Annotated in this window: 17 protein-coding genes; 2 read left to right on the top strand and 15 right to left on the bottom strand. The window is 69.8% G+C overall.

Features of this window, described 5'->3' with window-relative positions; translation table 11 throughout:
- Positions 1 to 3: 3 nt before the first annotated feature.
- Positions 4 to 345, bottom strand: a complete 342-nt coding sequence (locus AC1Q7O_RS18310) for a PRC-barrel domain-containing protein (RefSeq protein WP_492661637.1) — start codon at positions 343 to 345, stop codon at positions 4 to 6.
- A gap of 295 nt (positions 346 to 640) precedes the next feature.
- Here AC1Q7O_RS18310 and AC1Q7O_RS18305 point away from each other — a divergent pair, with 295 nt between their 5' ends.
- Both AC1Q7O_RS18305 and AC1Q7O_RS18300 read left to right on the top strand, forming a co-directional pair.
- Positions 641 to 994 carry an H-NS histone family protein gene (locus AC1Q7O_RS18305; protein WP_492661638.1) on the top strand — a complete coding sequence of 118 codons (354 nt, stop codon included), beginning with the start codon at positions 641 to 643 and terminating at the stop codon, positions 992 to 994.
- A gap of 114 nt (positions 995 to 1108) precedes the next feature.
- The gene (locus tag AC1Q7O_RS18300; RefSeq protein ID WP_492661639.1) at positions 1109 to 1615 is read left to right on the top strand and encodes a DUF1579 domain-containing protein; all 507 of its coding nucleotides are present in this window, start codon (positions 1109 to 1111) and stop codon (positions 1613 to 1615) included.
- A 9-nt stretch (positions 1616 to 1624) separates the two neighbouring features.
- On the opposite strand, the gene AC1Q7O_RS18295 is transcribed toward AC1Q7O_RS18300, so the two are convergent.
- From AC1Q7O_RS18295 to AC1Q7O_RS18230, 14 genes are all read right to left on the bottom strand, one after another.
- Entirely contained in the window at positions 1625 to 2797 is a 1173-nt protein-coding gene (locus tag AC1Q7O_RS18295) for a glycoside hydrolase family 5 protein (RefSeq protein WP_492661640.1), read from the bottom strand.
- Positions 2794 to 4359 (bottom strand): GH39 family glycosyl hydrolase, encoded by a 1566-nt coding sequence (locus tag AC1Q7O_RS18290; protein WP_492661641.1) that lies wholly within the window; start codon positions 4357 to 4359, stop codon positions 2794 to 2796. The genes AC1Q7O_RS18295 and AC1Q7O_RS18290 overlap by 4 nt, the downstream gene beginning before the upstream one ends.
- A gap of 2 nt (positions 4360 to 4361) precedes the next feature.
- A complete protein-coding gene (locus AC1Q7O_RS18285) occupies positions 4362 to 5951 on the bottom strand; it encodes a family 43 glycosylhydrolase (protein WP_492661642.1) in 1590 nt (529 codons plus the stop codon).
- On the bottom strand, positions 5948 to 7390 hold the full coding sequence (locus tag AC1Q7O_RS18280) for an MFS transporter (RefSeq protein WP_492661643.1): 1443 nt from the start codon (positions 7388 to 7390) through the stop codon (positions 5948 to 5950). The genes AC1Q7O_RS18285 and AC1Q7O_RS18280 overlap by 4 nt, the downstream gene beginning before the upstream one ends.
- A 153-nt stretch (positions 7391 to 7543) precedes the next feature.
- Positions 7544 to 9007, bottom strand: coding sequence for a GH1 family beta-glucosidase (locus AC1Q7O_RS18275; RefSeq protein ID WP_492661644.1), 1464 nt, complete (start codon positions 9005 to 9007; stop codon positions 7544 to 7546).
- A 233-nt stretch (positions 9008 to 9240) separates the two neighbouring features.
- Positions 9241 to 10596, bottom strand: coding sequence for a GH1 family beta-glucosidase (locus AC1Q7O_RS18270; RefSeq protein ID WP_492661645.1), 1356 nt, complete (start codon positions 10594 to 10596; stop codon positions 9241 to 9243).
- A gap of 4 nt (positions 10597 to 10600) precedes the next feature.
- Positions 10601 to 11884: a GDSL-type esterase/lipase family protein gene (locus AC1Q7O_RS18265; protein WP_492661646.1), complete on the bottom strand. Its 1284-nt coding sequence runs from the start codon at positions 11882 to 11884 to the stop codon at positions 10601 to 10603.
- Position 11885: 1 nt separating this feature from the next.
- Positions 11886 to 14249, bottom strand: a complete 2364-nt coding sequence (locus AC1Q7O_RS18260) for a glycoside hydrolase family 95 protein (protein ID WP_492661647.1) — start codon at positions 14247 to 14249, stop codon at positions 11886 to 11888.
- A gap of 68 nt (positions 14250 to 14317) precedes the next feature.
- Positions 14318 to 16483 (bottom strand): WD40/YVTN/BNR-like repeat-containing protein, encoded by a 2166-nt coding sequence (locus AC1Q7O_RS18255; RefSeq protein ID WP_492661648.1) that lies wholly within the window; start codon positions 16481 to 16483, stop codon positions 14318 to 14320.
- On the bottom strand, positions 16480 to 18123 hold the full coding sequence (locus AC1Q7O_RS18250; protein WP_492661649.1) for a DUF5597 domain-containing protein: 1644 nt from the start codon (positions 18121 to 18123) through the stop codon (positions 16480 to 16482). The genes AC1Q7O_RS18255 and AC1Q7O_RS18250 overlap by 4 nt, the downstream gene beginning before the upstream one ends.
- 82 nt (positions 18124 to 18205) lie before the next feature.
- Entirely contained in the window at positions 18206 to 21241 is a 3036-nt protein-coding gene (locus AC1Q7O_RS18245) for a TonB-dependent receptor (RefSeq protein WP_492661650.1), read from the bottom strand.
- A 182-nt stretch (positions 21242 to 21423) separates the two neighbouring features.
- On the bottom strand, positions 21424 to 22737 hold the full coding sequence (xylA, locus tag AC1Q7O_RS18240) for a xylose isomerase (RefSeq protein WP_492661651.1): 1314 nt from the start codon (positions 22735 to 22737) through the stop codon (positions 21424 to 21426).
- 13 nt (positions 22738 to 22750) lie between these two features.
- Entirely contained in the window at positions 22751 to 24205 is a 1455-nt protein-coding gene (gene xylB, locus AC1Q7O_RS18235; protein ID WP_492661652.1) for a xylulokinase, read from the bottom strand.
- Positions 24205 to 25434, bottom strand: coding sequence for an ROK family protein (locus tag AC1Q7O_RS18230; protein WP_492661653.1), 1230 nt, complete (start codon positions 25432 to 25434; stop codon positions 24205 to 24207). The genes xylB and AC1Q7O_RS18230 overlap by 1 nt, the downstream gene beginning before the upstream one ends.
- Positions 25435 to 25510 lie beyond the last annotated feature (76 nt).

Below are 25510 nucleotides of genomic sequence, written 5' to 3'. Positions count from 1 at the left end.
TCCTCAGATCCACGGCATGCCGTAGTGGTCGTAGACCTTGCGGCCGTAGTCATCGGAATAGGTCGGCAGTTCGTCTTCCGTGTAGCGCGGCGCGCCCTCGAGCTGGCCCTTGTCGAGGTTGACGACATAGCCGTCCTTGGCGGTGTCGTACTTCAGCATGTTCCAGGGCAGGGGGTAGCGGTCCGTGCCGATGCCGAGGAAGCCGCCGAACTCCAGCGCGGCATAGCGCACCTGGCCGCTGCGCTTGTCGATGACGAGATCGTCGATGGAGCCGAGCTTGTCGCCCTGCAGGTTGTAGACGTTGGTGCCTTCGACCTTGGAAGAAGAGATGGTGGGATAGGACATGGTGTGCTCCTGTGGGTGGGGACATGCCGGCCGCCGCGCGATTTGTGTGCGGGGGGAGTGCGGCGGTCGTGGCGCGTGCGCCGGTCTCCAATGTGCGCGGCGCGGTGGGCGTGCGGAGTCGGGCCGCGCGCCCTCGGCGTGTAGGCCGGTGCCGTCCCGGCCATTCGAATGGCGACACTCGCCGGCATTGCCTGTCATTCGGCTGACGAATGCGCGGCCATTGCATCGCATTCATTCGCGCACTAGTCAGATGTGATTGAATCCGGCAGTCAAACAACAAGTCGCTGGAGACTCGATGGCTAAAAGCCTGCAGACATTGCTGAAGCAGATTGCGCAATTGCAGAAACAGGCGGACGCATTGCGCTCGCGTGAGAAGACCGACGTGATCGACCGGATCAAGGAGGCCATTGCCCATTACGACATCACGGCCGACGAGTTGTTCGGCACGGCGCCGGCCCGGGCGGCCCGCAAGCGTGCGGCAGCCGCGAACGGCAAGGCCCGCAAGCCGGCAGCCAAGAAGGCGGGCGGCACCGCCAAGTACACCGATGGCGCCGGCCGCACCTGGTCCGGCGTGGGCAAGCGCCCCAACTGGTTCAAGGAAGCCATTGCCGCCGGCAAGCAGGCCGAAGACCTGCTGATCTCCCGCTGATGGCCACGCGGCGGCGGCCGGGTGCCCGACGGGCGCTGGCCGCCAAACACGCCATGCGTTGACAGGTATGGCGGCGCAGACTGCACGGACCTTGAACTCCGTGAGCCCCGCCCCATGCCCACCGTCGCGCCCCAGTCAACCTCCACGCCGCAAGACTTCGACTTCCTCATCGGCCACTGGCGGGTGAGCCATCGCCGCCTCAAGGAGCGCCTGCTCGGCTGCGAGGACTGGGAGACCTTCGAGGGCAGTTGCCACCTGCGGCCGCTGCTGGGCGGGCTGGGCAACATCGATGACAACGTGCTGGCGCTGCCCAGCGGCCCCTACCGCGCGCTGTCCCTGCGCACGTTCGACCCGCAGACGCGCCAGTGGGCGATCTGGTGGGTGGACGGTCGCCACCCGCACCGGCTGGACCCGCCCGTCATCGGCGGCTTTGCCGACGGTGTGGGCGAGTTCCAGTGCGACGATGAGCTGCGTGGCCAGCCCATCCGCGTGCGCTACCGCTGGACCGACACCGGCACGGGCCGCCCGCGCTGGCAGCAGGCGTTCTCGGCCGACGGCGGCGTCAGCTGGGAGACGAACTGGGTCATGGACTTCGAGCGCCTGGCCGGCGCGGCGACCTGACGAGCTGCCTCAGTTCGTGGCGTCGACCAGCGCCTTGACGATGGCGGGGTAGACCTGCTCGCCCGTGCTGCGGTTGAACAGGCCGCTGCTGTGGTTCTCCGTGGCGGCGCCAGCGTCCCAGTAGACGGGCACCAGGCCGCGCGTCCAGGCGGCGCGGGCGATGTATTTGTCCCAGGCGAGCCGGTAGGCTTCCGCGCCGGCGTACTCGGTGCGGCGCATCGCGCCGAACTCGCCGAGGATGACCGGGATGCCCTTGTCGACATAGGCAGCCTTCATCTTCTGGAACTGCGCATCCGCGTAGGCCTCGTTCGCCCAGGTCTCGGTGGCCTTGGCGTCGGTGGCGCCGGCACCCCATTGCCAGATGGCCGACTTCTCGTTGAGCGTGAAGTTGTAGGGGTCGTAGTAATGCACCTCCATCATCAGCCTGTCCTTGGCCGTGTCGGCGGGCAGCACGGCGAAAGCCAGCGTGTGGTCGATGTTGGTGTTGAAGCCCTGCACGACGAGGTGGCGCACCGCGTTGTTGCCGCCGGTGGCGCGCACGGCGTTGACGAACTGCTGGTTGAAGCCGTTCTGCACGGCGACGTACTCGGCCTTGGGCGTGCCGTAGTCGCCTTCCACCATGACCTCGTTGGTGCCGGCGAACAGCAGCGTGTCGTCGTAGCCCTTGAAGTGGTTGGCGATCTGCGTCCAGAACTTCGTCAGGCGCGCGTTGGCCCCGGCCTGCGCGGCATAGGTGGGCTGCAGCCAGCCGCCGTCCCAGTGCACGTTGATGATCGCGACGAGGCCGGCCGTCTGTGCGAAGCCGACGACTTCGGCGACGCGCGCCAGCCAGCTGGCCTTGATGTTGTCGCTGGCGTCGGCGTACTGCTTCCACGACACCGGGATGCGCACGGTCTTGAAGCCGGCGGCCTTCACGGCGGTCATCAGCGTCTGCGTCGTCGCCGGGTTGCCCCAGGCCGTCTCGCCGCCGATGGCTTCCAGCGAGTTGCCGAGGTTCCAGCCGGCACCCATGAGCTTGCTGAGCTGCAGGCTGGTCAGGTCGCGCATGCCGGTGGTGGCGGGCGGCGTGGGTGCGGTGGGGGCGGCAGGCGTGGCGACCGTCGGCGTGGTGGCCGCCGTGGCGCCCCCACCACCGCAGCCCGCCAGCGGCAGCAGCGCGAGCAGCGTGTCGCGCCGCCTCACGGCCCCACCTTCTGCAGGCTCAGCAGCACCACGTCGTGGCTGCGCAGCTTCAGCGGCACGATGGCCGAGCCGCTGGTGCCGATGACGATCTCGCGCCGCACCTCGGGCTTGTCGGTCGTCAGGCCCTGCAGCGTCGCGAGCTGCTTCGCATCGAGGTTCCTGGGCGAGCCCATCTTCAGGTAGGCCGTGTGCGCGTCGTTGACCTCGAAGCCGGTGCGGCGCTGCGTCAGCGTGTAGCGGCCGGGCGGCAGATGCCGCAGCTCGACGGTGACCGTGCCCGCGGCGGCGGCGGGTTGCGGCTTGCCGAAGAAGCTGCGGTTGCTGGCGGTCTGGTCGGGCTGGCGCCAGTCCCAGACGAGGGCCTGCAGCTGGTCACCGTCGACGCTCGCCCACGTGGCGGTGTCGCTCGTGGGCACTTCCTTGCCCTTCAGGGCCGCGAGGTATTTGTAGGCGAACCAGACCGGCTTGCGGATGCCCTCGCGCGTCATCAGCCCGAAGCCGCCGTGGAAGGGCGCGTCCGGCGGGCCCGGCTCCTCGAACAGGTCGCTGTAGACCCAGTAGCTCATGTGCTGGGCCAGGCCTTGCGTCTGCTTCAGCTTGGTGAGCACGTAGGGCGCACTCATGTAGCTGTCGTGCACGAGGTCGCGCGGGTTGTAGCTGGTGCTCCACTCGGTGAAGAACAGCGGCAGGCCGGGCAGGTGCGACGCCTCGATCTCCTTGCGCACGCGCCGCACGTCGCCCACGATGGCGTCCGGTGACTTGGAGAGTTTGCGGTCTTCCTTGCCGAACTCGTCGAGGAAGCCCTCGTCGACGCCGTAGGTGTGCGTCGTGATGAAGTCCACCGGTGTATTCGTCGCCTTGGCGTGGGCCAGGAACTCCGGCACCCAGGCCGCGCCGGCCGTCGACGGGCCGCCCACGCGCAGCAGCGGCGAGACCGCCTTGATAGCCTTGGCGGTGCGGGTGTAGAGGTCGAAGTACGCCTTCTGGTCCGCCTTCTCCCAGAAGCCGTCGAGGTTGGGCTCGTTCCAGATCTCGAAGTACCAGTCGTGCACCTCGGGCGCGCCGTAGCGGTCCAGCAGGTGGCGGATGAAGGCGTCGATGAGCGCCACCCAGCCTTCAGGCTGCGGGTGGGAGGTGTTGCCTTCCCAGTAGAAGATCTTGTTGTCCGAGGTCTTCAGCGCCAGCGGCGTGAAGCCCAGCTCCACGAAGGGCTTGATGCGGCGGGCCAGCATCGCGTCGTAGAGCTTGTCGATGTTGGTGAAGTCGAACACCAGCTTGCCGCTGGCGTCGCGCGTCACCGTCTTGAAGACGTCGTGGAAGATGGCGTGGAAGCGCAGGTAGCGAAAGCCCAGTTCGTCCACCGCCGTCTTCAGCTGCGCGAGCGCGTCGGGGCGGTAGGTGGTGCCGGGGTAGTCGGCGCCGACGCAGTGGTCGAAGAAGCGGTCCAGCGGCTGCGTGGCCAGGGCCGCGTCCAGCACGATGCGGCGGGGTTGGGCGGGCGCGGCATGCGCAGCGAGGGGCAGGGCGGCCGCGGCGGCCAGCAGTTGACGGCGGGAAGTCACGTTCACAGTCCTCGATAGGTGAAGTTGCGGGCGCGTACCTCGCCGGCCCCGGCGCTGAACAGCGCAGGCCGCAGGCTGACGAAGCCGCCGAACACGTTGTGATGCAGGCCGGAGACCTCCATCTGCCAGGGATGCTGGGTCCAGGTGGTGCCGCCGTCGTGGCTGTAGTGCCAGGTGACGACGTTCTCGCGGTTGACGAGGCGGATGAGCACGCGGCGCGTGGCGATGTTCTGGCGCATCCACGCGTGCTCCTGGCCGTAGCCGTAGGTCAGCAGCTGCGTCGTGCTGAAGCCGATGCCGACGTGGCCGCGCTCCTCGTAGAACAGCGCGAGGCCGCCGTGGCCGTCGCCGGTGATCTCCAGGTCGACCGTGACCTCGTAGCTGCGGTCACCGGTCGCGCAGGTCAGCGGTGACGAGTCCGGCAGGGCCTTGCCCTTGCCGCGGATGACCAGTGCCCTGTTTTCGCCGCTCTCGAAGCGCAGGCGCTTTGCTTCGTCCGGGCCCGGCGCGTGGAAGGCCCATTGCAGGCCGAGCTTGCCGCTGGAGAAGTCGTCGGACAGCGCAAAGCCGGCCTTGCTGGGCTTGCCGCCTGGACCCTTCAATTTGGGTTTCGGCAGCGGCTTGTCCAGCGTGCCGCCCTTGGCGCGCAGCCAGCCGTCCCGGGTCCATTCCACGGGATCCAGCAGTGCCTGGCGGCCCAGCGTGCGCATGCCGTTCTCGTAGCCGTGATAGACCATCCACCAGTCCCCCGCCGGGCCTTCGACGACGCTGGCATGGCCGCGCGACCACCAGGGTTCGTCGATGCTCTGCGTGCGAACGATGGGGTTGTTGGGCGCGTCTTCCCACGGGCCGTGCACTGAAGCGCTGCGGGCCACGGTGACCATGTGGCTGGTGGGCGGGCCGGCGGTGCCGCCGACGGCGCTGATCAGGTAGAACCACTCGCCGCGCCGGAACAGCTTGGGGCCTTCGGGCGCGAACATCTCGACGACCCAGTCCTTGGGGTATTGCCAGGGCTTCCAGGCGTTGTTCTCCAGCGCACCGTCGGTGGACAGGCCGTCATCCTTGAGCCGGATGCGCCGTCCGCCGTTGACGAACAGGTAGCGCTTGCCGTCCTCGCCGACGATGTGGCCGGGGTCGATGCAGCCTGGCACCTTCAGGTCGATGGGCGCGCTCCACGGGCCGCGGATGTCGTCGGCGTGCGTGACGTAGATGCCTGTGCCGGCATCCTGCAGCACCGGGATGTAGAGGTAGTAGCGGCCCTGGTGCTTGATGAGGTCCATCGCCCAGACCGTGCCGATGGGCTGTGTCAGCGCCGCGGTGATGGGCGTCCAGTTCACCAGGTCCTGCGAGTGCCAGATGACGGCGCCCGGGCAGGACTGGAAGGACGAGAACGTCATGTAGTAGTCGGCCCCGTCCTTCAGGATGGTGGGGTCGGCATGGTCGCCCGGCACGATGGGGTTCAGGTAGGTGCCGTTGCCCAAGTCCGCCTTGCGCTGGCCCTCGACGCCGGCGCCGAAGTGTGGCGCGGCAATGGCGGGAAGGGCCGCGCCCGCGAGCGCGGCCTGCACGGCCAGGCGGCGTGAGAGGTTCATACCTTGCCTCGCGTAGCTTCCAGCTTGCCGCGGATCTCCAGCATGCGGGCTTCCGTCAGCGGGAAGCGCAGGATGGCGATCAGCGCCAGCACCAGGCCGATGACCGGGATGCCCGACAGCAGGATGCGGATCCAGAAGATGGCCTCGGGCGCCTGCGCGCCTTCCTTGGTGGCGTCAAAGCCGGTGAACTGCAGGATCCAGCCCGACGCGCCTACGCCCAATGCGATGCCGACCTTGGAGATCCACGACTGGCAGGCCGAGAAGGAGCCCTCGCGGCGCTGGCCGGTCTGCGATTCGTCGTAGTCGACCACGTCGCCGATGGTGGCGGCGTACAGCGTCCAGAAGCCCGCGCCGGTGAAGGCGACGAAGCCGCAGGCGAACAGCTGCAGGTAAGGCCGCGCGGGGTCGTACAGCCACCAGTCGCCGATGAAGGCGCCGATGGCCAGCACCAGCACGCAGGCCAGCCCCGTGCGCTTGCCCCAGCGGCGTGCGATCCACGAGAAGAACGGGATGCCCGCGAAGCCGAAGGCCATGCCGGCCAGGCCCATCGCGGTGTTCCATTTCGTCGCCAGCACGACGTCGCCCTTGCAGACGTAGTAGACGGTGGCGTAGTAGCCCAGCGCGCCCACCATGGCCGTGCCGATGCTGTAGGCCAGCGACATCGTCAGCACGGTGCGGAAGGGCTTGCAGCGCAGCGTGCGCCACAGCGTGTCGGCCAGCGGGATGTGGGTCTGCGTGCGCGCCACCAGCTTCTCGTAATAGCGCTCGCGCGTCAGCAGGAAGATGGCGATGGAGACGGCCACCATGATGGCGCCGAGGATGGCCGTGTAGACCTGCGCGCCGCGCAGGATGTCGGGCTTGCCGTTGGCGTCGTGGAACCAGGACAGCGTCGTGAACTGCGCGGCGAAGAACATCGCCAGCTCGGGCGCCTTCTGGATGGCGTTGCGCACGGCCATCACCGAGGTGCGCTCGTGGTAGTCGGGCGTCATCTCCGCGCCCAGGCTGACCCACGGCATGTTGAAGCAGCTCATCACCGGCACGTAGATGACCATGCTGATCAGCATGAACGTGAAGTACTGCATGTCGGTCCAGCCGCGGCCCACGGCGAACATCAGCGGCAGCCCGATGCCGGCCAGCACGCCGCCGACGAGGATGAACGGGCGCCGCCGCCCGTACTTGGTGCGGGTGTTGTCGGACAGCCAGCCGAACAGCGCGTCCGAGCCGGCATCGATGACGATCTTGATGGCCTGCACGGTGGAGATCAGCCCGGGCGCCACGCCCAGGAAGATGTTGAACACCTGGAAGGCCAGCGAGGCGTAGAGCCAGTGCCCCCACATGTCGAGGATGGAGCCGAGGCCGAAGCCGATCTTCTGCTTCAGCGGCAGGCGGTCGGTGGCCGCCGGCGCGGCGGAATGCAAGGGCAGGGTGTGCGTGTTCATATCAGTGTCCGGAATTGCGGGTCGAGCGCCGGGCCGCTCCCAAGCCGGCCCGCGTTAGGCGACACGCGCGGCTCGATGCCGCGTGCGTCGCCGTCCCCGCGGGGGACCGGCTAGGCATGCCCGCGTTCAGCGGGGCAGGACTGGACGAGGGGCTCACAAGATTCTTCGTTCTTTGATCACGTCGGCGTAGTAGCGCGCCGACAGCTTGGGAGTGCGCACCTGCGTCTTGAAGTCGCAGTGCACGATGCCGAAGCGGCGCTGGTAGCCGTCTTCCCATTCGTAGTTGTCGATGAAGGACCACAGGAAGTAGCCCTTCACCGGCACGCCGTCGGCGATGGCGCGGTGGGCTTCGCGCAGGTAGCTGCGCACGTAGTCGCGGCGGTGCAGGTCCAGCACCTCGCCGTTCACGACCGGCTCGTCGTCGTAGCCGCAGCCGTTCTCGGTGATGTGGATGGCGGGGTGGCCGTAGACCTCGTGGCAGAAGCGCGGGCCCCAGTAGAGCGATTGCGGCACGAGGCGCAGCCAGTGGCTGTCGGCGCGCGGGTAGGCCGCCGGGTGGGGCAGGGCCTCGTAGGCGGCGCCGTTCTTGCCGGCGCGCACGAAGGTGCCGCTGTAGATGTTCAGGCCGAGGAAGTCGGTCGGCAGGCTGATGAGGTCGAAGTCGCCGGGCTTCACGTCGGGCGCGTCGGCGCCGACGCGCTTCAGGAAGTTGTCGGTGTACCTGCCAGCGTGGATGGCGCCCAGCACCTGCGCATTGCGGTCGATGAACCAGGCCTTGGCGGCGGCGATGTCCGCCGGCTTCTCGGTCACCGGCACGGCGACGCCGCAGTTGTCGGTCAGCCCCACCTGCGCGCCCTTGCCGCCAAAAGCGCGCACGGCCCGCACGCCGTGGCCGTGGCACAGCAGCGCGTGGTGGTAGGTCTGGTTGACGACCTTGGGTGTTTCCTTGCGGCCCGGCGCTTTGGTGCCCGTGCCGTAGCCCAGCAGCGTGAAGCAGACGATCTCGTTCAACGTGATCCAGTGCTTCACGTCGCCGGCGAAGGCCTTGACGACGGTGTCGGCATAGCGGCCGAAGGCGTCCACCGTGACGCGCGAGGTCCAGCCGCCGCGGTCCTCCAGCGCCTGTGGCAGGTCCCAGTGGAACAGCGTCACCCACGGCGTGATGCCGTGCTTCTTCATGCTCGCGAAGACGCGGCGGTAGAAGTCCAGCCCCTTGGGGTTCACCTCGCCATCCCCGTTGGGGTAGATGCGCGGCCAGGCGATGGACAGCCGGTAGGTCTTGATGCCCAGCGAGGCCATCAGCGCGAAGTCCTCGTCGAAGCGGTGGTAGTGGTCGCAGGCCACGTCCAGCGTGTCGCCGTTGTGGACCTTGCCGGGAAGGCGCGCGAAGCGGTCCCAGACGGACTCGCCCTTGCCGTCCTCGAACGCCGCGCCCTCGATCTGCGCGGACGCCGCCGCCACGCCGAACACGAAGTCGGCGGGGAAGGCGCTGGCGGAAGTCAGCGCTGTCATCGCGGGAGCTGCGGAGCGTTGCTGCGTGGCGGCGAGCGCGGCGGTGGGCGCCAGGGCGGCGGCGGCGAACAGTTGGCGGCGGCGCGGGGAGCGGGGCAGAGTCATCTCGGTAGTCCTCGTTGAACCGCGCGCGAGCGACAGGCCCACAGCGGCGCGAGGAATATAGGCGTCACGATCCAGTCCCGTCTCTCAGTGGGTGCGGGCCGAGCGCCGGGCCGCTCCCAAGCCGGCCCGCGCTGGGCGATGTGCTTGCGGCTCCATGCCGCAAGCATCGCCGTCCCCTCGGGGGACCGGCTGGGCGCGCCCGCGTTCAGCGCGGCGAGACTGGACGAGGGGCATCACAGGATGCGGCGATGCTCGATGACCTGCGCGTAGTAGCGCGCGGACAGCTTGGGCGTGCGCGCCAGCGTCGCGTAGTCGCAGTGCACGATGCCGAAGCGGCGCTGGTAGCCGTCTTCCCACTCGTAGTTGTCGATGAAGCTCCACAGGAAGTAGCCCTTCAGCGGCACGCCGTCGCTGATGGCGCGGTGGGCCTCGCGCAGGTGGTTGCGCAGGAAGTCGCGGCGGTGCAGGTCCAGCACCTCGCCGTTCACCACGGGCTCGTCGTTGTAGCCGCAGCCGTTCTCGGTGATGTAGAGCGCCTGGTGGCCGTAGCACTCGGCCGCGAACCGCGTGGCCCAGTAGATGCACTGCGGCGCGATGTGCAGCCAGGGGCTGTCGGCCTTGGGGTAGTTGGCCGGCAGGGCCACGGGCTCCCACTCACCTGCCTTGCCGGCGCGCACATAGGTGCCGGTGTAGATGTTCAGGCCCAGGTGGTCGGTGGGCAGGCTGATGAGGTCGAAGTCACCGGGCTCCACCGTCGGCGCATCGGCGCCGACGCGCGCCAGGTAGTCGTCGGGGTAACGGCCGGCGTGCATGGCGCCCAGCACATGCGCGTTCTTCTCCAGGAACCAGGCCTTGGCGGCGGCGATGTCCTCGGGCGTCTCGGTGACGGGGATGCAGACGTCGAGGTTGTCCGTCAGGCCGACGACTGCGCCCGCGCCGCCGAACTCGCGCACCGCGCGCACGCCGTGGCCGTGGCACAGCAGCGCGTGGTGGAAGGTCTGGTTGACGACCTGGGCGCTTTCCTTGCGGCCCGGCGCCTTGGTGCCGTAGCCGTAGGCCAGCAGCGTGAAGCAGCGGATCTCGTTCATCGTGATCCAGTGCGTCACCTCGCCGGCGAAGGCCTGCACGATGGTGTCGGCATAGCGTGCGAAGGCGTCCACGCTGACGCGCGACGTCCAGCCGCCGCGGTCTTCCAGGCTCTGCGGCAGGTCCCAGTGGAACATCGTGACCCACGGCGTGATGCCGTGCTTCTTCATGCTCGCGAACAGGCGGTGATAGAAGTCCAGCCCCGCTTGGTTGAGTTCGCCATCGCCGTTCGGGTAGATGCGCGGCCAGCTGATGGAGAGCCGGTAGTTCTTGTAGCCCAGCGACGCCATCAGCGCGAAGTCTTCGTCGAAGCGGTGGTAGTGGTCGCAGGCCACGTCCAGCGTGTCGCCGTCGTGCACCTTGCCGGGCTGGCGGGCGAAGCGGTCCCAGATGGACTCGCCCTTGCCGTCCTCGAAGGCGGCGCCCTCGATCTGGGCAGAGGCGGCGGCAACGCCGAACACGAAGTCGGCGGGGAAGGGGCTGGAGTAGGTCAGTGCGGTCATGGGGTCAGGGGTTAGCCGCCGTCAGGGCGTCATTCAGGGGCGCTTCCAGGCTGCGGGCCCAGATGTCGTAGCCCCGGGGGCTCAGGTGCAGGAAGTCGGGCAGGATGTCCTTGGACAGCGTGCCGTCGGGGTTCATCAACGCGCGGCCGATGTCGAGGAAGACGACCCGCTTGCCGTCGGCCAGCGCCGGCAGCAGCGCGTTGATCTTCGCGTTGTGCCGGCGGGTCAGGTCGTCGGGCTTCTCACCGCGCGGGAACAGCGCCAGCAGCAGCACGCGCGCCTGCGGCTGGCGCTTGCGGATCTCGTCGAGGTTGGCGCGGATGCCGGCCACGGTCAGCGCAGGGTCTTCCAGCCGCTCGCCGGTGTTGTTGGTGCCGATCATCATGACGACAGCCTTGGGGGCCATGTCGTCCAACTCGCCGTGCCGCAGCCGCCACAGCAGGTTCTCGGTGCGGTCGCCGCCAAAGCCCAGCGCCACGGCGTTGTGCTTCGCGAAGTGCTGTGCCCACGCGGCCTTGCCTTCGTTCTCCCAGCCCTGCGTGATGGAGTCGCCGAGGAACACGAGGTCCACGCGCCGGCCGGCGTCGCGGTGGGCGCGGATCTCGGCGAGCTTCTGCTCGTGGCGCGGCAGCCACCAGTCCACGGCCCATGACTCCTGCAGCCGCTCGGGCGTGACCGACTGCGTGCGGTGGTCCGGGCAGGCGGTCGTCGGCTTGCCGGTCTTGTTGAGGCGCAGGTTGGCGATGCGGACCTCGCCATTGCCCGTGCCTTCCAGCGCGAACGGCACGTTGACGGCGGAGAAGTCGTCGCCGTCGCGCGCGAAGCATTTCAGCGCGAACGACAGGTGCTGCCGGCCCTTGCCGGCAAGCTCGCGGCCGGCGAACAGGAAGGGGATCTTGCGTTCGCAGTCCTTGCCGCAGCCGAGCTTGAACTTCATGCCGCCGCGCGCGAGGTCGATGACGTTGAGATCGAACTCGACGGTGCCTTCGGTGAGGTAGGGGTTCAGGTCCAGCGGCGTGCCGCCTTGCCAGCGCAGCTGCGCGATCCACGTGTTCGTGAACTGCAGCGTCACCGCGCCGTCGTCGCTGCGGTGGGCCGCGACGTGGCTGCCCGACACGCGCGGGTGGGCGGGCTTGGGGACCGTGACGCGGCTGCCGGTCAGCTGGGCGTCGCCTTCGAAATCGGTGACGGCGATGGACCAGCCCTTGGCGGGCTTGCCGGTGTCGAGGTCCAGTGACTGTGCTGTCAGCGGCAGCAGCGCAAGGAGGGCGAGCAGGAAGCGGGTCATGTCAGAAGAGGTCCTTGGCGCGCAGCGTGCGCGACTGGCCGGGCTGCAGCTTCAGCTCGACGACGCGGTCGCCCACGCGAACACGGCCGCCGCCGGCGCCGGCGATGGACCGCACGGTGGCGCTGGTCACGCGGCCGCGCGCCCAGGCGATGTCGACCTCGAAGCCGCCGCGCGCGCACAGCCCCTTGACCGAGCCCTGGGGCCACGCGGCAGGCAGCGCGGGCAGCAGGTCGATGACGCCGTCCTGCGATTGCACCAGCATCTCGGCGATGGCCGCCGTGGCGCCGAAATTGCCGTCGATCTGGAACGGCGGGTGCGTGTCGAACAGGTTGGGGTAGGTGCCGCCCTGGTGCACCTCGGCGCCCGGACGCGCGGCCGCGGCGCCCGGCGTGGCGAGCAGGCCGCGCAGCAGGCGGTGGGCACGATCGCCGTCGCGCAGCCGCGCCCACCAGGCCATCTTCCAGGCCATGGACCAGCCGGTGCTGACGTCGCCCCGCGCCTCCAGCGTGCGGCGCGCGGCGGCAGCCAGCGCGGGCGTGCGCGCCGGCGAGATCTGCCGGCCCGGGAACAGCGCGAACAGGTGGGACACGTGGCGGTGCGTGTCGCGCGGCGTGTCCAGCACGGGGTCGGTCAGCTCATCCAGCCACTCCAGCAGCTGACCCCAGCTGCCGACGCGCGGGCCGGCGAGGCGGTCGCGGAGGGACTCGGCGTGAGTCTGCGCGGCCCGCTCGCCCAGCGCCGCCGCGGCCTGCGCCATGTTGTCGAAGTGGTCCCACAGGATCTGCTGGTCGTAGGCCACACCGTCCTGGATGGGGCCATGCTCGGGCGACCAGCCGTTGGGGGCGACGAGGCGACCATCGGGCAAGGCCTTCAGGCGGTCTTCCCAGAACTCGCCCACTTCCTTCAGCACCGGCCAGGCCTGCTCGCGCAGGAAGGCCTTGTCCTGCGTGAACGCGTAGTGCTCCCAGAAGTGCCGCGCGTACCAGGCGTTGCCGGTCATGTTCCACAGGTAGCTCTGTGCGCCGAAGGGGTTGGTCTCGGTGCGCACGGTCCAGCCGCGCACGGGGCGGCCGTCCTTCAGGAAGGTCTCGACGGGCGGCTGCACCGAGTTGTCCCACGGCGGCGTTTCGGGCGGCAGCGAGGCGGGGTCTTTCAGCGCCTGCATCGCGCGCTCGGCCACGGGGCGGCGCCATTCGGGGATGAGGCGCTGCACGAAGCGGTGCAGCGGCCGCGCGGCCTCGGCGAGGTGGGTCACCTCGGCCGGCCAGTAGTTCATCTGCAGGTTGATGTTGGAGTGGTAGTCGCTGTTCCACGGCGGCTGCAGGTGGTCGTTCCACAGGCCCTGCAGGTTGGCCGGCAAGGCATCGCGCGAGCTGCTGGCGAGCAGGTAGCGGCCGTAGTGGAAGTGCAGCGCCTCCAGTTCCGGGTCGCCGCCGTCGCGGGTGTAGGCGGCCAGGCGGGCGTCGGTGGTCAGCGCACGGCGCTCGGCGGGGCTGGCGCCGAGGTTGAGCTGCACGCGGCCCAGCAGCGAGGCCACGTCTCGTTCGTGGTCGGCGCGCAGCTGCGGCCAGGGCTTGGCGGCGGCCACCTGCGCCTGCACGCGCGGCAGCGGCGGCTGGCTGTCGGTGAAGCTGGTGCCGGCGCCGAGGAGGATCGTCAGCGCGTTGACGCCGCGGAAGGTCAGCGTGTTGCCATCGATGGCGACCGTGCCGCCGTCGTGCTGCACGCGCAGCTGGCTGGCGTAGGCCAGGCCGTTGGGCAGCGTGCCGGTGGCCGTCAGCGTCTGGCCGGCGGCGCTGAGTGCCGCGCCGTGGCGGTCGGTCAGCGCGATGCGGCCGTTGTAGCGGCCGGGCCGGTCGGCCGTGAGCCGCCACGCGATGACCTGCGCCGGGTGGCTGGCAAGGGCCTCGCGGGTGAAGCGCGTGCCGGCCTGTGTGTAGTGCAGGCGGTTCACCGCGCGGGCGATATCCAGCTCGCGGCGGTAGCCGGTCACGGGGGCGTCGGCGCCGTCAAGCGTCAGCACCGCGTCGCCGAACGGCTGGTAGGCGCCCATCGTCTGGGCGTCGCCGGTCCACAGCGTGATGTCGTTGAACTGCAGCCGGTCGCGCGCGACCTGGCCGAACAGCATCGCGCCCAGCCGGCCGTTGCCGATGGGCAGTGCCTGCTGCTCCCAGCCATCGCGGGTGTCGGGCGCGGGCGTGGCGTAGTGCAGCACCAGCTCCGCAGCCTGCAGCGGCAGCGTGGCGACCATCAGCAGCAGCGCCAGCGCGCGATGCAGCCACGGTGACTTTGCCGCGGGCCGAGCGCCGGGCCGCTCCCAAGCCGGCCCGCTGGCGATGTGCTTGCGGCTCAACGCCGCAAGCATCGCCGTCCCCTCGGGGGACCGACTGGGCATGCCGGCGTTCAGCCGGGGCAGGACCGGGCGAGGGGCTCTCATGTGCGGGGTTTGCCGATGACGACGCCGCGACCCTCGGGCGCGAGGTAGACGACGCCGAACTCCAGCGGGTCCGCGGCCAGCGCGTTGAGGCGGCCGTAGCGGTGGGCGTCGTCGTTGATGCGCTGCCACGTGGCGCCGGTGTCGACGGAGCGGAACAGGCCTTCGACGTCCTGGCCGTCGACCTTCACGCGGCCCCACACGTAGACCGCGTGGTACGCCGCGCCGGGTGCCGCCTTGCCGACGGCCACGCGCCACGGTTCGACGACGGCGCGCACGCCCTGCGGCTTGCTGTCCACGCCGGGCAGGTGCAGCAGGCCGTCGGGCAGCGCCAGCCAGAGGTCGCGCAGTTGGCCCGGCGCGCAGACGAGTTGTGCGCTCTGCCAGTTCTGCAGCTTGGGCAGGCCGGTGATGCCAGGCTGGAAGCTGGCGCCGCCGTCGGTGCTGGTGAGGATGCGTCCGTTGGCACGGTCGAACACGTGGAACACGCCTTCGACGGTGCGGTCGGCCACGGGCGTCAGCGTCACGTCGCGCTCGGCCGGCCAGCCCTGGCTAGCGGTCCAGGTCTTGCCGCGGTCGCGCGAGCACAGCGCCGGCTGTTTGTCCGGCGCCCACAGGAAGAAGCCGCCCTTGGCCGACACGGCCACCTGGCCGCTCGACGCGGTCCAGCCCTCGGGTGTCTTGGTGTTGCGCGTGGACGGGCCGAAGGGCCGCCAGCTGGCGCCGCCGTCGGGCGACCAGTAGCCGCCGTTGGCGGCCGCGTCGGACGTGCGCGCGACGATGCCCGGGTTCAGCTCGGCATAGGCCACCGAGCGGCAGGTCTCGCCGGCCGGCAGGAACAAGCCGGTCTTCGGGCCTTGCGCGAGGTCGTCCCACGCGGCGCCGGACACGTCGCCCATGGCCGCCAGCAGCGACGCGCCGCCGTACGGGCTTTCCAGCCCCAGCACGGCGGTCTCTTCGAGGTTGTCGACGGTGAACGCCCAATTCACTCTCGGCGCGCCGAGGTTGCCGGTCATCCACAGGCCGTAGCCGGTGCCGTAGACGGCGCGGTCGCCGTCGTGCGGGTCGATCTTGAAGTCGGCCAGCCAGTGGCCCTGCTTGTGGTGCGTCTTGGCCTGGTAGGCCTGCAGCCACGGGTGGGTGCTGGCGTCGAACGCGGAGCGCGGGCTCAGCGGTGCCCAGCTGGCGCCGAAGTCGTCGGAGACGTAGAGCTCGTCGCCCTGGCTCCAGCGTTCGATGGTGGTGACGACCACGCGGCCGGGGCGCTTCGCGTCGACATCCAGGCCTGAGTAGCCGAAGGTCTGGCCGCCGCCGGGCTTGACCGGCGTGATGTCGCGCCAGCGGCCGTCCGGCGCGCGGCGCCAGACGCTGCCGGTCTTGGCGTAGCTGGGGTTGACGACCTGGCCGGCGTCGCCGGCGGCGAGGCTGACGTAGAGCGAGCCGTCCGGCCCGAGCGCCGCGCGCTGCGGCGCCTGTGCGGGCAGCTCGGCGACGCGCGTGAACGTGGCGCCGTCGTCGGTGGAGACGAACAGGCCGGGCTGGTCATGGCTGCCGGCGTAGACCGTGCGCGAGCCGGCAAACAACACCAGCGATACATGCCGGGCCGGGAAGCCGCCGACGCGGCTGAAGCTCTTGCCGCGGTCGGTGCTCTGCAGCAGGCCGTCCTGCGTGGTGCCCAGCAGCAGGCGCTCGGGGCGGCGCGGGTCCACCTGCAGGCGCTCGCCGCTGCCGCGGCCGGGGCCGTTGCCGGCGAGCCTGATGCCCAGCTCGTGCAAGGTCCACGTCGCGCCGCGGTCGGTGGACGCCAGCAGCGCCGCCTTGCGCGCCCACTCGCCGGTGTAGAGGCCGCAGGCGGCGTAGACGCGGTTGGCGTCGGTCGGGTCCACCGCGAGGCTGAGCACGCCCATCAGGTCGGCGTCGGCCTTGGGCAGGTGGTCCAGCAGCGGCAGCCAGCGCCTGGCCGCGGGGTCGAAGCGGTAGGCGCCGCCGATGTCGGTGCGCGCGTACAGCAGGCCGCGCTCGGCGGGGTGGAACACGAAGCCGTCGATGAAGCCGCCGGCGCCGTAGGTCAGGCTGCGCCAGTCGTAGGACGGCGCGTTGTCGGCCGCCCAGGCGGGCAGCGCGAGCAGGCCTGCGGCCTGCAGCAGGTGACGGCGCTGCATCATGGCTGCGCCGGACGCCCCATCTTGACCTTGAGCATCATCGGCTCGGCGGGCAGGTTCAGGCCGTAGTCGACCTGGTCGCCGTTCCACACGCGCTCCATGACCCAGCGGCCCTGTGCGTCGAAGCGGCCCTGCTCGGCGCGCAGCAGCATGCCCTTCGTCCCTTCGGCCGGCTCCATGCGCACGCGCACGCGGTGGCCGATGACGAGGAACTCGTCGGGCGCGATCTGCGCAATGGCGGCACCGCCGCCCGGCTCCTCGGTGCCGGGCGCGGGCTTGGCGAACTCGCCGCCCCACGCGGCCTCGCCGAAACGGCCCAGGCGGTAGGTCAGCTTGGCGCTCCAGCCGGGGAAGTCCAGCTGCTGCGGCTTGCGGTCGTCGCCTTCGCCGATGCCCTGGGTCTTGCCGTCGAACGCCCACTGCGCCCATTGGCGCTGGATGGGCGCGAACATGCGGTAGACGCGCTCGAAGGGATCCACCAGCGTCTTGTCGGTGGCCGTCGCGCCCAGCGGGTGGTTGCTGTAGTTGAAGTAGTCGATGCCGAACGGCGACACGCCGATGGCGCCGCGGCCCAGCATCGCGTACAGGAAGCGGCCATAGGCCGTCTTGGTGCCGATCTCGGGCACCCACAGCGCGTTGTCGGCGCGGCCGAACAGGCGCAGGTTGGCGTTCACCTGGGCGGACTCGGGGTTGTAGATGTCCGGCGCGACGATGTCGACGGCGGGCGCGGCGGCCTTGTAGATGTCGATGACGTCCCAGGTCGGGCCGCCGCTGGCGAAGTCCTTGTTCCAGGGCTTGGGCGGCTGCTCCAGCGGGTTGCGCAGCGCGTTGTTCACGTACATGGGCAGGTCGTAGACGGCCTTGCCGGCCGCGGCGATCTCGCCGATGTAGCGGGCGATGGCCCAGGCGTGGAAGTACTCGTCGGCGTAGTCGCCGTAGACCTCGCGCCAGGTGCCCGTGGCCGCAGCCTTGGGCTTCTGGCGCGCCAGCACGGCGGCGGGCACGGGTTGCTCGAACGCGGCCTGCGCGTCCTTGCCGAAGTCGCGCACGAGGCCGTAGGTGCCCACCTCGTTCTCCACCTGCACCATCAGCACGGTGCGCTCGGTCGAGTCGATCTTCTTCAGGTGGCCCATCAGCGCGACAAAGGCGCGCTTGTCGGCCTTCAGCGTCTCGGCGCCGAAGGGGCTGAGGCTGTAGTTCGAGCTGCCGTCGCGGTCCCGGTTGAAGGGGAAGCGTCGGGGGTCGAGCTTGACCCACTCGGGCGTGTACTGCGCGCTGGTGTTCTTCCAGGTGCCGAACCACAGGATCACCAGCCGCTTCTTCTGCTCGCGGGCCTGCTTGACGAGGGTGTCGACGAAGCCGAAGTCGAACCGGCCCTCGACGGGCTCGACCTGCTCCCACGCCACCGGCATCAGCACGGTGTTGGCCTTCAGGTCGTTGGCGGCCGCCCAGACGGGCTGGAGCGCGCCGGGGTAGTTGCTGGAGTTGTGCGCCTGCGCGCCGAGGATGAGGAAGGGTTTGCCGTCGACCAGCAGCGCGTGGCGGCCGCTCTGGGTGACGAGGCGGGGCGCTTCGGCCGACAACGCGGGCTGTGCGGCCAGCGAAGCGGCACACGCGAGCAGGGAGATGAGGAGCTTGCGCATGGGGCGATGGGGGGAGGTAGGAGCAAAAAAATAGCCGGCGGCGGCGTGGGCCGCCGCCGGCAAGGCTTGCTGGGCCCGGAGCTTAGTAGCTGTAGCGCATCTGCACCGTGTAGCGCGGGCCGGTGGCGAACCAGGCGCGGCCCTTCATGCCGATGTGCTGCTGCATGAGCTGCTTGTAGGTCGAGTCGGTCAGGTTCTGGCCTTCCAGGCCCACCGTGAACTGGTCGGTGATCTTGTAGAACACGCTGGCGTCCACCTGGCCGAAACCGTCGGCCCAGGTTGGCAGGCCCCAGGCGACGTTGGTCTGGCCCTTGGTGGGGCTGTTGGGGTTGGTGTCCAGGCCATCACCGCCCTGCGTGCCGTTCACGTTGACGTTCTGCAGGTACTTGGAGCGCCAGCTGTACGCCACGCGCGCCGAGAACGGGCCGCGGTCGAACATGAAGGCCAGGTTGAACGCGTTCTTCGACAGGTTCTGCAGTGGCAGGCTGCCGAAGGTGCGGCCATCCACGTCGCAGCCGTTCAGGTTCAGGTTGACGTTGGCGGCGGCGTTGCCGCCCGAGCAGTACAGCTGCTGCACCGGCGTCTTCAGCTTGGTGCTGCTGTCCACGTAGGTGTAGTTGGCCTGCATGCCCAGGCCCGACAGCCAGCCCGGCAGGAAGTCGAAGTAGGTCTGGTAGGCCAGCTCGATGCCCTTGGCATGGCCGTCGGCGCCGTTGATGGGCGTGGTGACGGTGAAGTCGTACAGCTTGCCGGCGACATCGGGCAGCTGCTGGATGGACGTCTGGTTCAGGATGACGTCGCTGAGCTTCTTGTAGAACACCGCGCCGGTCAGCGAGCTGGACTTGTTGATGTACCACTCGGCCGTCAGGTCCGCCTGCGTGGAGCGGATGGGCTTGAGCATCGGGTTGCCCGAGGCCTCGCCGGTGAAGCTGACGCTGTCGACCGTGGTCACGGTGTTGGGGGCCGTGCCGGTGGTCGTCGACTTGAAGTCCTGCGTGAGCTTGGTGTAGGCCTGCATCTGCGAGAAGTCGGGGCGGGTCATGCCCTTGCCGAGCGCAAAGCGGTATTGCAGGTCGCTGCCGGCCTTCATGCGCAGGTTCAGCGTCGGCAGCACGTTGGTGTAGCTGTTCTCGTAGCTGCGGGCTTCCTCGTAGCTGGGCATCAGCGGCACCGGCACGCCCAGCGCGCCCTGCGGGGCCGGCTTGCCGTTGAAGACCGTGTAGCCGTGGGCCGTGGAGCTGGTGTGCACGACGCGCACGCCCACGTTGCCGTCGATGGGGTACTTCAGGTCGTCGAAGCCGAAGCGCAGCTGCGCGTAGCCGGCCTGCGTGCGCTCATCCTGGTCGTTGTTGCCGGACGGGTCGACGCCGAACGTCGCCGGGCTCCACGGCACGGACGACCACGACTGCGAGCAGGTGAAGCCGCCCGGGCCGTTCAGCGCCTCGCAGCGCTCCAGGCCGTAGCCGTGCAGCTGTTGGTAGCTCTGCGGGAAATTGGCGGCCAGTGCGCGGTCCGGGAAGATCAGCGCCGGCACCGCGGCCTTGCCGTTGAAGAAGTTGGGGAAGTTGTAGACGTGCGTGCCGCTGGCGTACTTGGGGTTGCTCAGGCGCGCCACGTCGTCGATGGCCCAGCCCTGCTGCCAGGTCTGCGTGATGGCCGCCCAGTGGTAGCCGGGGCGCGAGTTGACCGACTCGGCGTTGCGCTTGGCGATGCGCAGGCCGAAGCGCAGGTCCTGCAGCACGGCGTGGTCGAAGTTGAACTTCGCGTCGCCCTTCCAGGCCGTCTCGGTGGCCGTGCTCTTGCTCATGTCCTCCATCGTGAAGGCCCAGTAGTTCTTGGCCGGGTCCAGCAGCGCGGCGCGCGAGGCGTCGTCGAACACCAGCGTCGGGTAGGTGCCGCGCAGGTCCAGCGTCTCCTTGAGCATCTGCACGCCGGTGGCGACGGTGGAGTCGAAGCTGTCGGTCTTGGCCTTGATGTGCTGCAGGTCGGACTTCAGCGTCCAGCGCTCGCTGGGCTTCCAGGTCAGGTTCCAGGCCACGTCGCGCGTGGTGGAGTTGCGGAAGGCGATGCGGGTGTCGGCGCCGAAGTCGATGGGCGAGCCGTCGCTGTTGCTCAGCGTGCCGTAGACCATCGCGCCGCTGCTGTCGAACTGGCCATCGGCGACCTTGATCTTGTACGGCGACGACTGCGCAAAGATCGCGTTCTCGGTCCAGTCCATGCGGTACTTGGACTTGAAGTAGGTCAGCGAGGACTCCAGCGTGTCGTTCTTCCACTGCAGCGCGGCATAGGTGCCCTTGCGCTTGCGGTCGAACTCCAGCGTGCGCCACTGCGCGCCCTTCGGGATCCACAGCGTCGTGCCGGCGGCCTGGTTGGCAACGGCGTCGGTGCGCGGGTAGTAGGGCTCGACCTGGAAGGCGTCGGTGCGGGTGCCGCTCTCCGACGAGGCCAGGCTGATCAGCGCGCCGATGCGGCCGATGGGCGTGTCCCAGCGGTTGGAGACCAGGCCCGAGAACGACGGTGAGCGTGTGCCCTTGAGCTTGGAGTAGGTGGTCTGCGCCGACAGCGAGGCCTTGAAGCCGGGGTAGTCGAACGGCAGCGCGGTGCGCAGGTTCACCAGGCCGCCGATGGAGCCTTCGATCTGCTCGGCCGACGGGTTCTTGTAGACGTCCACGGCCGCCATCAGCTCGGGCGGCACGTCCTCGAAGTTCAGCGCGCGGCCGCCGTTGGCGGAGAACGAGTCACGGCCGTTCAGCTCGGAGCGCACGTAGGTGAGGCCGCGGATGGTGACGCCGGAGCCTTCCACCGAGTAGTGCTCGGGGTCGCCCTTGGACATGGTGCGGTCGATGGTCACGCCGACGATGCGCTGCAGCACCTCGGTGACGGAGCGGTCGGGCAGGGCGCCCATGTCTTCCGAGACGATGGAGTCGACGATCTCGTCGGAGTCCTGCTTGATCTTCTGGGCGGACTGCAGCGCGGCGCGCTTGCCCGACACGACGACGGTCTCGACCTTCTGGGTGGGCGCCGGTGCCGGCGCGGTCTGCGCCATCGCCAGGCCGCTGCTGAGCAGCGCGGCCTGGGCGGCGGCGAGGGAAATCAGGGTTCTCTGGGGCTTGTTCACAGTTGTCTCCTCTCGATGTGCTCGTTGGCACGGGGGGCTGGTGTTGCCGGGTACTGCTGCTGGTTCGGCGGGATTGGATGGGGCGTCAACATCGCGCCCGCCGACGGGGGCTGGCTGCGGCTCGGGTGGTCGTCATGTCAGCGGTGTCGGTGGGCGCGGGCTGGTGGTCGGGGCGGAGGCGATCAGCCGCAGAAGCGGTTGACGAGGTTCTCCAGAACTTCCTGGCGGCCCGACACGGGCGCGACGTCGGCGTTCTTCGCGAGCACGTCGTCGGCCAGGTCGGCCAGCGAACGCTTGCCGTTCAGGATGTCCTGGCCGGCCGGCGTGTCCCAGCCGGCATAGCGCGCGTCCTGCGCGGCCTGCAGGCGGCCGTCGTTGATCATCTTTTCGGCCACCAGCAGCGCCTGCGCGCAGACGTCCATGCCGCCGATGTGGCCGTGGAACAGGTCGGCTGCGTCGATGGACTGGCGGCGCACCTTGGCGTCGAAGTTCAGGCCGCCGCTGCCGAGGCCGCCGGCCTTCAGCACGTGGTACAGCGCGATGGCCGTCTCGGGGACGTTGTTGGGGAACTGGTCGGTGTCCCAGCCCAGCTGCGGGTCGCCGCGGTTCATGTCCAGGCTGCCGAGGATGCCCAGGGCGCCGGCGGTGGCGATCTCGTGCTCGAAGCTGTGGCCCGACAGCGTGGCGTGGTTGGCCTCGATGTTGACCTTGACTTCCTTCTCCAGGCCGTAGCGCACGAGGAAGCCGTAGACGGTGGCGGTGTCGAAGTCGTACTGGTGCTTGGACGGCTCGCGCGGCTTGGGCTCGATGAGGATGGCGCCCTTGAAGCCGATCTTGTGCTTGTGCTCGACGACCATGGTCAGGAAGCGGCCCAGTTGGTCCAGCTCCTGGCCCAGGCGCGTGTTCAGCAGCGTCTCGTAGCCCTCGCGGCCGCCCCACAGCACGTAGTTCTCGCCGCCCAGCTTCAGCGTGGCGTCCAGCGCGTCGCGCACCTGCAGCGCGGCCATCTTGAAGATCTCGGGGTCGGGGTTGCTGGCCGCGCCCGACATGAAGCGGCGGTGGCTGAACAGGTTGGCCGTGCCCCACAGCAGCTTCAGGCCCGTGGCCTGCTGCTTCTCGCCCAGCAGGTCGACGATGCGGCGGAAGTTGTCCTGGCTCTCGCGCGGCGTGGCGCCCTCGGGGGCGACGTCGCGGTCGTGGAAGCAGTAGTACGGCACGCCCAGCTTGGCGAAGAACTCGAAGGCCGCGTCGGCCTTGGCGCGCGCCAGTTCCATCGGCGAGCCGCCCTGGAACCAGGGGCGCTCGAAGGTGGCGCCGCCGAACGGGTCCAGGCCCGTCCACACGAAGTTGTGCCAGTAGCAGGCGGCGAAGCGCAGGTGGTCTTCCATGCGCTGGCCCAGTACGAGGCGGTCCTTGTCGTAGTGCTTGAAGGCCAGGTCGTTCTGGCTGTCGGCACCTTCAAAGCGGATGGGCTGGATGTGTTCGAAGTAGCTCATGGCAGGGGGCAGGTCATGCGCCTTTGAGGCGCTGGTACAGATCACGGAAGCGCGCCAGGCGGGGGGCCAGGCGGGCGTGGCGTGTGGAACTCGGCGCGAAGCGCGCGGAGATGGCGGGGCGGGTGCAGACGTCGGCGACCTGGCCGCCCGCAGCGAGCCAGCCGAGCCTTGCCGCGCCCAGGGCGCCGCCGGCCTCGCTGCCTGCGTGCACGACGATCTCCACGTCCAGCGCGTCGGCGATCAGCTGCGCCCAGTAGGCGCTGCGCGAACCGCCGCCCACCAGCGACAGCTGGCGCACCTCGGTGCCGGCGGCACGCAGCGCGGCCAGGCCGTCGGCCAGTCCGAAGGCCACGCCTTCGAGCACGGCGTAGGTGCAGTCGGCGCGCGTCGTCCGGCTCTTCAGGCCGTGGAACACGCCGGGTGCGAACGGGTCGTTGTGCGGCGTGCGCTCGCCGGCCAGGTAGGGCAGGAAGATCGGCGCCATGTCGGTGACTGCGCTGTCATCGCGCGCCAGCTCGGCCAGCAGTGCGCTCTCATGCTGGCCGACGAGGTTGCAGAACCAGCGCAGGCAGCTGGCGGCCGACAGCATCACGCTCATCTGGTGCCAGCGCGCCGGCAGCGCGTGGCAGAACGCATGCACCGCGGACGCGGGGTTGGGCCGGTAGCGGTCGTTGACGACGAACAGCACGCCCGACGTGCCCAGCGAGATGAAGCCATCACCGGGCTGCGTGGCGCCGATGCCGATGGCGCTGGCGGCGTTGTCGCCCGCGCCGCCGGCCACGATGACTTCGGCGCCCAGGCCCCAGGCGGCGGCGAGTTCGGGCCGCAGCACGCCGCTGGGCTCGCTGGCTTCCACGAGGCGCGGCATGTGGGCGCGCGTCAGGCCGGTGGCGGCCAGCAGCTCGTCGGACCAGTCGCGCCGCGCGACGTCCAGCCACAGCGTGCCGGCGGCGTCGGATGGGTCGCTGACCTTCTCGCCCGTCAGCTGCAGGCGCAGCCAGTCCTTGGGCAGCAGCACGCTGGCCACGCGGGCGAAGACGTCGGGCTCGTGCTTGCTGACCCACAGCAGCTTGGGCGCCGTGAAGCCGGGCATCGCGAGGTTGCCGGCGATGTCGTGCAGCGCCGGCGCGGCGGCTTCCAGCTCGGCGCACTCGGCGTGGCAGCGGCCGTCGTTCCACAGGATGGCGGGGCGCAGCACGGTGTCGTCGCTCCCCAGCAGCACGGCGCCGTGCATCTGGCCCGACAGGCCGATGCCGCGCACCTGCGCGAACTCGGCGGGGTGGGCGTTGCGCAACTGGGCGACGGCGGCCTGCGTGGCCGTCCACCAGTCGGCCGGGTGCTGCTCGGACCACAGCGGCTGCGGGCTCTGCAGCGTCAGCGTGCTGCCCGCGGTGCCGACGATGGCGCCACGGCCGTCGAGCAGCAGCAGCTTGACTTCGGACGTGCCGAGATCGATGCCCAGATACATCAGGCGGTTTCCTCGAGAGTGAGTGCCACGCCGGTGTCGGCCAGCGGCAGCGCCGGGCGCGTGAGCCGGTAGCGCGCCAGCGCGGCGGCGCCCACGGCGACGGCGTTGGCGCCGAAGCGCGAGATGCGCACGCTGGGCGGCGGCAGGTTGGCGGCGGTGGCGTAGTCCAGCAGCGTGTCCAGCGCCGGTTGCAGGAAGGGCTCGCCCAGCTCGACCACCGAGCCGCCTAGCACGATGCTGCCGGGGTCATAGGCGGTGGCCAGGTTCTGCAGCAGCACGCCCAGTTTGCGGCCAGCGGAGTTGACGGCCTTCAGCGTCTCGGCGTCTTCGTCCACCAGGTGGGCGCGCACCTCGGCCAGCGAGCGCAGCGCGGTGCCGTCCTGGCTGCCGCCCAGCAGGGCGCGCGTGGCGATCAGCGCCTCGGCGCAGCCGCGGCGGCCGCAGGAGCAGCGCGGGCCGTTCAGCTGCAGCACCATGTGGCCCACCTCGCCGGCAAAGCCGCGGCTGCCGGTCAGCAGCCGGTCGCCGACGATGACGCCGGCGCCCAGGCCCTGGTTGATGGAGACGTACAGCAGCGGGTCGGACGAGGGCGACGGGTTGAACTCCAGCTCGCCCAACGCGGCGACGTCGGCCTCGTTCTGCAGGAACAGCGGCACGCCGGCCAGCAGCGTGTCCTGCAGCTTCTCGGCCAGCAGCGCGCCGACGGGGATGTCTCGCCAGCCGAGGTTGGGTGCGAAGTTCAGCACCCCGCGCGCCTCGTTGACGCCGCCGGGCAGGCCCACACCCAGCCCCAGGATCTGCGGGCTGGCGCCCAGTTGCTTGCGCACCTTCAGCAGCGCCGTGGCCAGCGTGCCGAGGCAGGCCTTGGCCGTGCGGCTGGCGCCGTAGCTGGCGACGGCGCAGGCGCGCACCTCGCCGGTCAGCGACGTGGCGACGACGCGCACGGACTCGATGCCCATCTCGGCGCCCAGCAGCAGCAGGCGGGCCGGGTCGATGAACAGCGGCGTGGGGCGGCGTCCCAGGTCGCCGGTGGCGACGACTTCGCTCTCCACCAGCCAGCCCTCGGCCACCAGTTCGCGCACCAGCAGGCTGACGGTGGATTTCGTCAGGCCCACGGCGCCGGCCAGGTCGGCCCGCGACAGGCCCGGGTGGGCACAGAGGTGCCTCACCAGCGCCATGCGGTTGATGACCTTCAGCAACTGCTGACTACCGGCGGCTTCAGCCTGCAAAGCTTGTCTCCTTGTTGTGACCTGGATGCCAGGTTTTTGGCCATATTAGTTCGGCCGTCGCACGAAGTAAATTGGG

Source organism: Roseateles sp. GW823-FHT07B05, assembly GCF_058794515.1.
This window is presented reverse-complemented; position numbering and strand designations above follow the sequence as displayed.

Bases quoted from the DNA above. Each gene is read 5' to 3' on its own strand.
- AC1Q7O_RS18265 (WP_492661646.1), bottom strand. From the start codon at position 11,884: ATGACCCGCTTCCTGCTCGCCCTCCTTGCGCTGCTGCCGCTGACAGCA.
- AC1Q7O_RS18300 (WP_492661639.1), top strand. From the start codon at position 1,109: ATGCCCACCGTCGCGCCCCAGTCAACCTCCACGCCGCAAGACTTCGAC.
- AC1Q7O_RS18260 (WP_492661647.1), bottom strand. From the start codon at position 14,249: ATGCTTGCGGCGTTGAGCCGCAAGCACATCGCCAGCGGGCCGGCTTGG.
- AC1Q7O_RS18310 (WP_492661637.1), bottom strand. From the start codon at position 345: ATGTCCTATCCCACCATCTCTTCTTCCAAGGTCGAAGGCACCAACGTC.
- AC1Q7O_RS18275 (WP_492661644.1), bottom strand. From the start codon at position 9,007: ATGACTCTGCCCCGCTCCCCGCGCCGCCGCCAACTGTTCGCCGCCGCC.
- AC1Q7O_RS18285 (WP_492661642.1), bottom strand. From the start codon at position 5,951: ATGAACCTCTCACGCCGCCTGGCCGTGCAGGCCGCGCTCGCGGGCGCG.
- AC1Q7O_RS18255 (WP_492661648.1), bottom strand. From the start codon at position 16,483: ATGATGCAGCGCCGTCACCTGCTGCAGGCCGCAGGCCTGCTCGCGCTG.
- AC1Q7O_RS18250 (WP_492661649.1), bottom strand. From the start codon at position 18,123: ATGCGCAAGCTCCTCATCTCCCTGCTCGCGTGTGCCGCTTCGCTGGCC.
- AC1Q7O_RS18280 (WP_492661643.1), bottom strand. From the start codon at position 7,390: ATGAACACGCACACCCTGCCCTTGCATTCCGCCGCGCCGGCGGCCACC.
- xylB (WP_492661652.1), bottom strand. From the start codon at position 24,205: ATGTATCTGGGCATCGATCTCGGCACGTCCGAAGTCAAGCTGCTGCTG.
- xylA (WP_492661651.1), bottom strand. From the start codon at position 22,737: ATGAGCTACTTCGAACACATCCAGCCCATCCGCTTTGAAGGTGCCGAC.
- AC1Q7O_RS18305 (WP_492661638.1), top strand. From the start codon at position 641: ATGGCTAAAAGCCTGCAGACATTGCTGAAGCAGATTGCGCAATTGCAG.
- AC1Q7O_RS18270 (WP_492661645.1), bottom strand. From the start codon at position 10,596: ATGACCGCACTGACCTACTCCAGCCCCTTCCCCGCCGACTTCGTGTTC.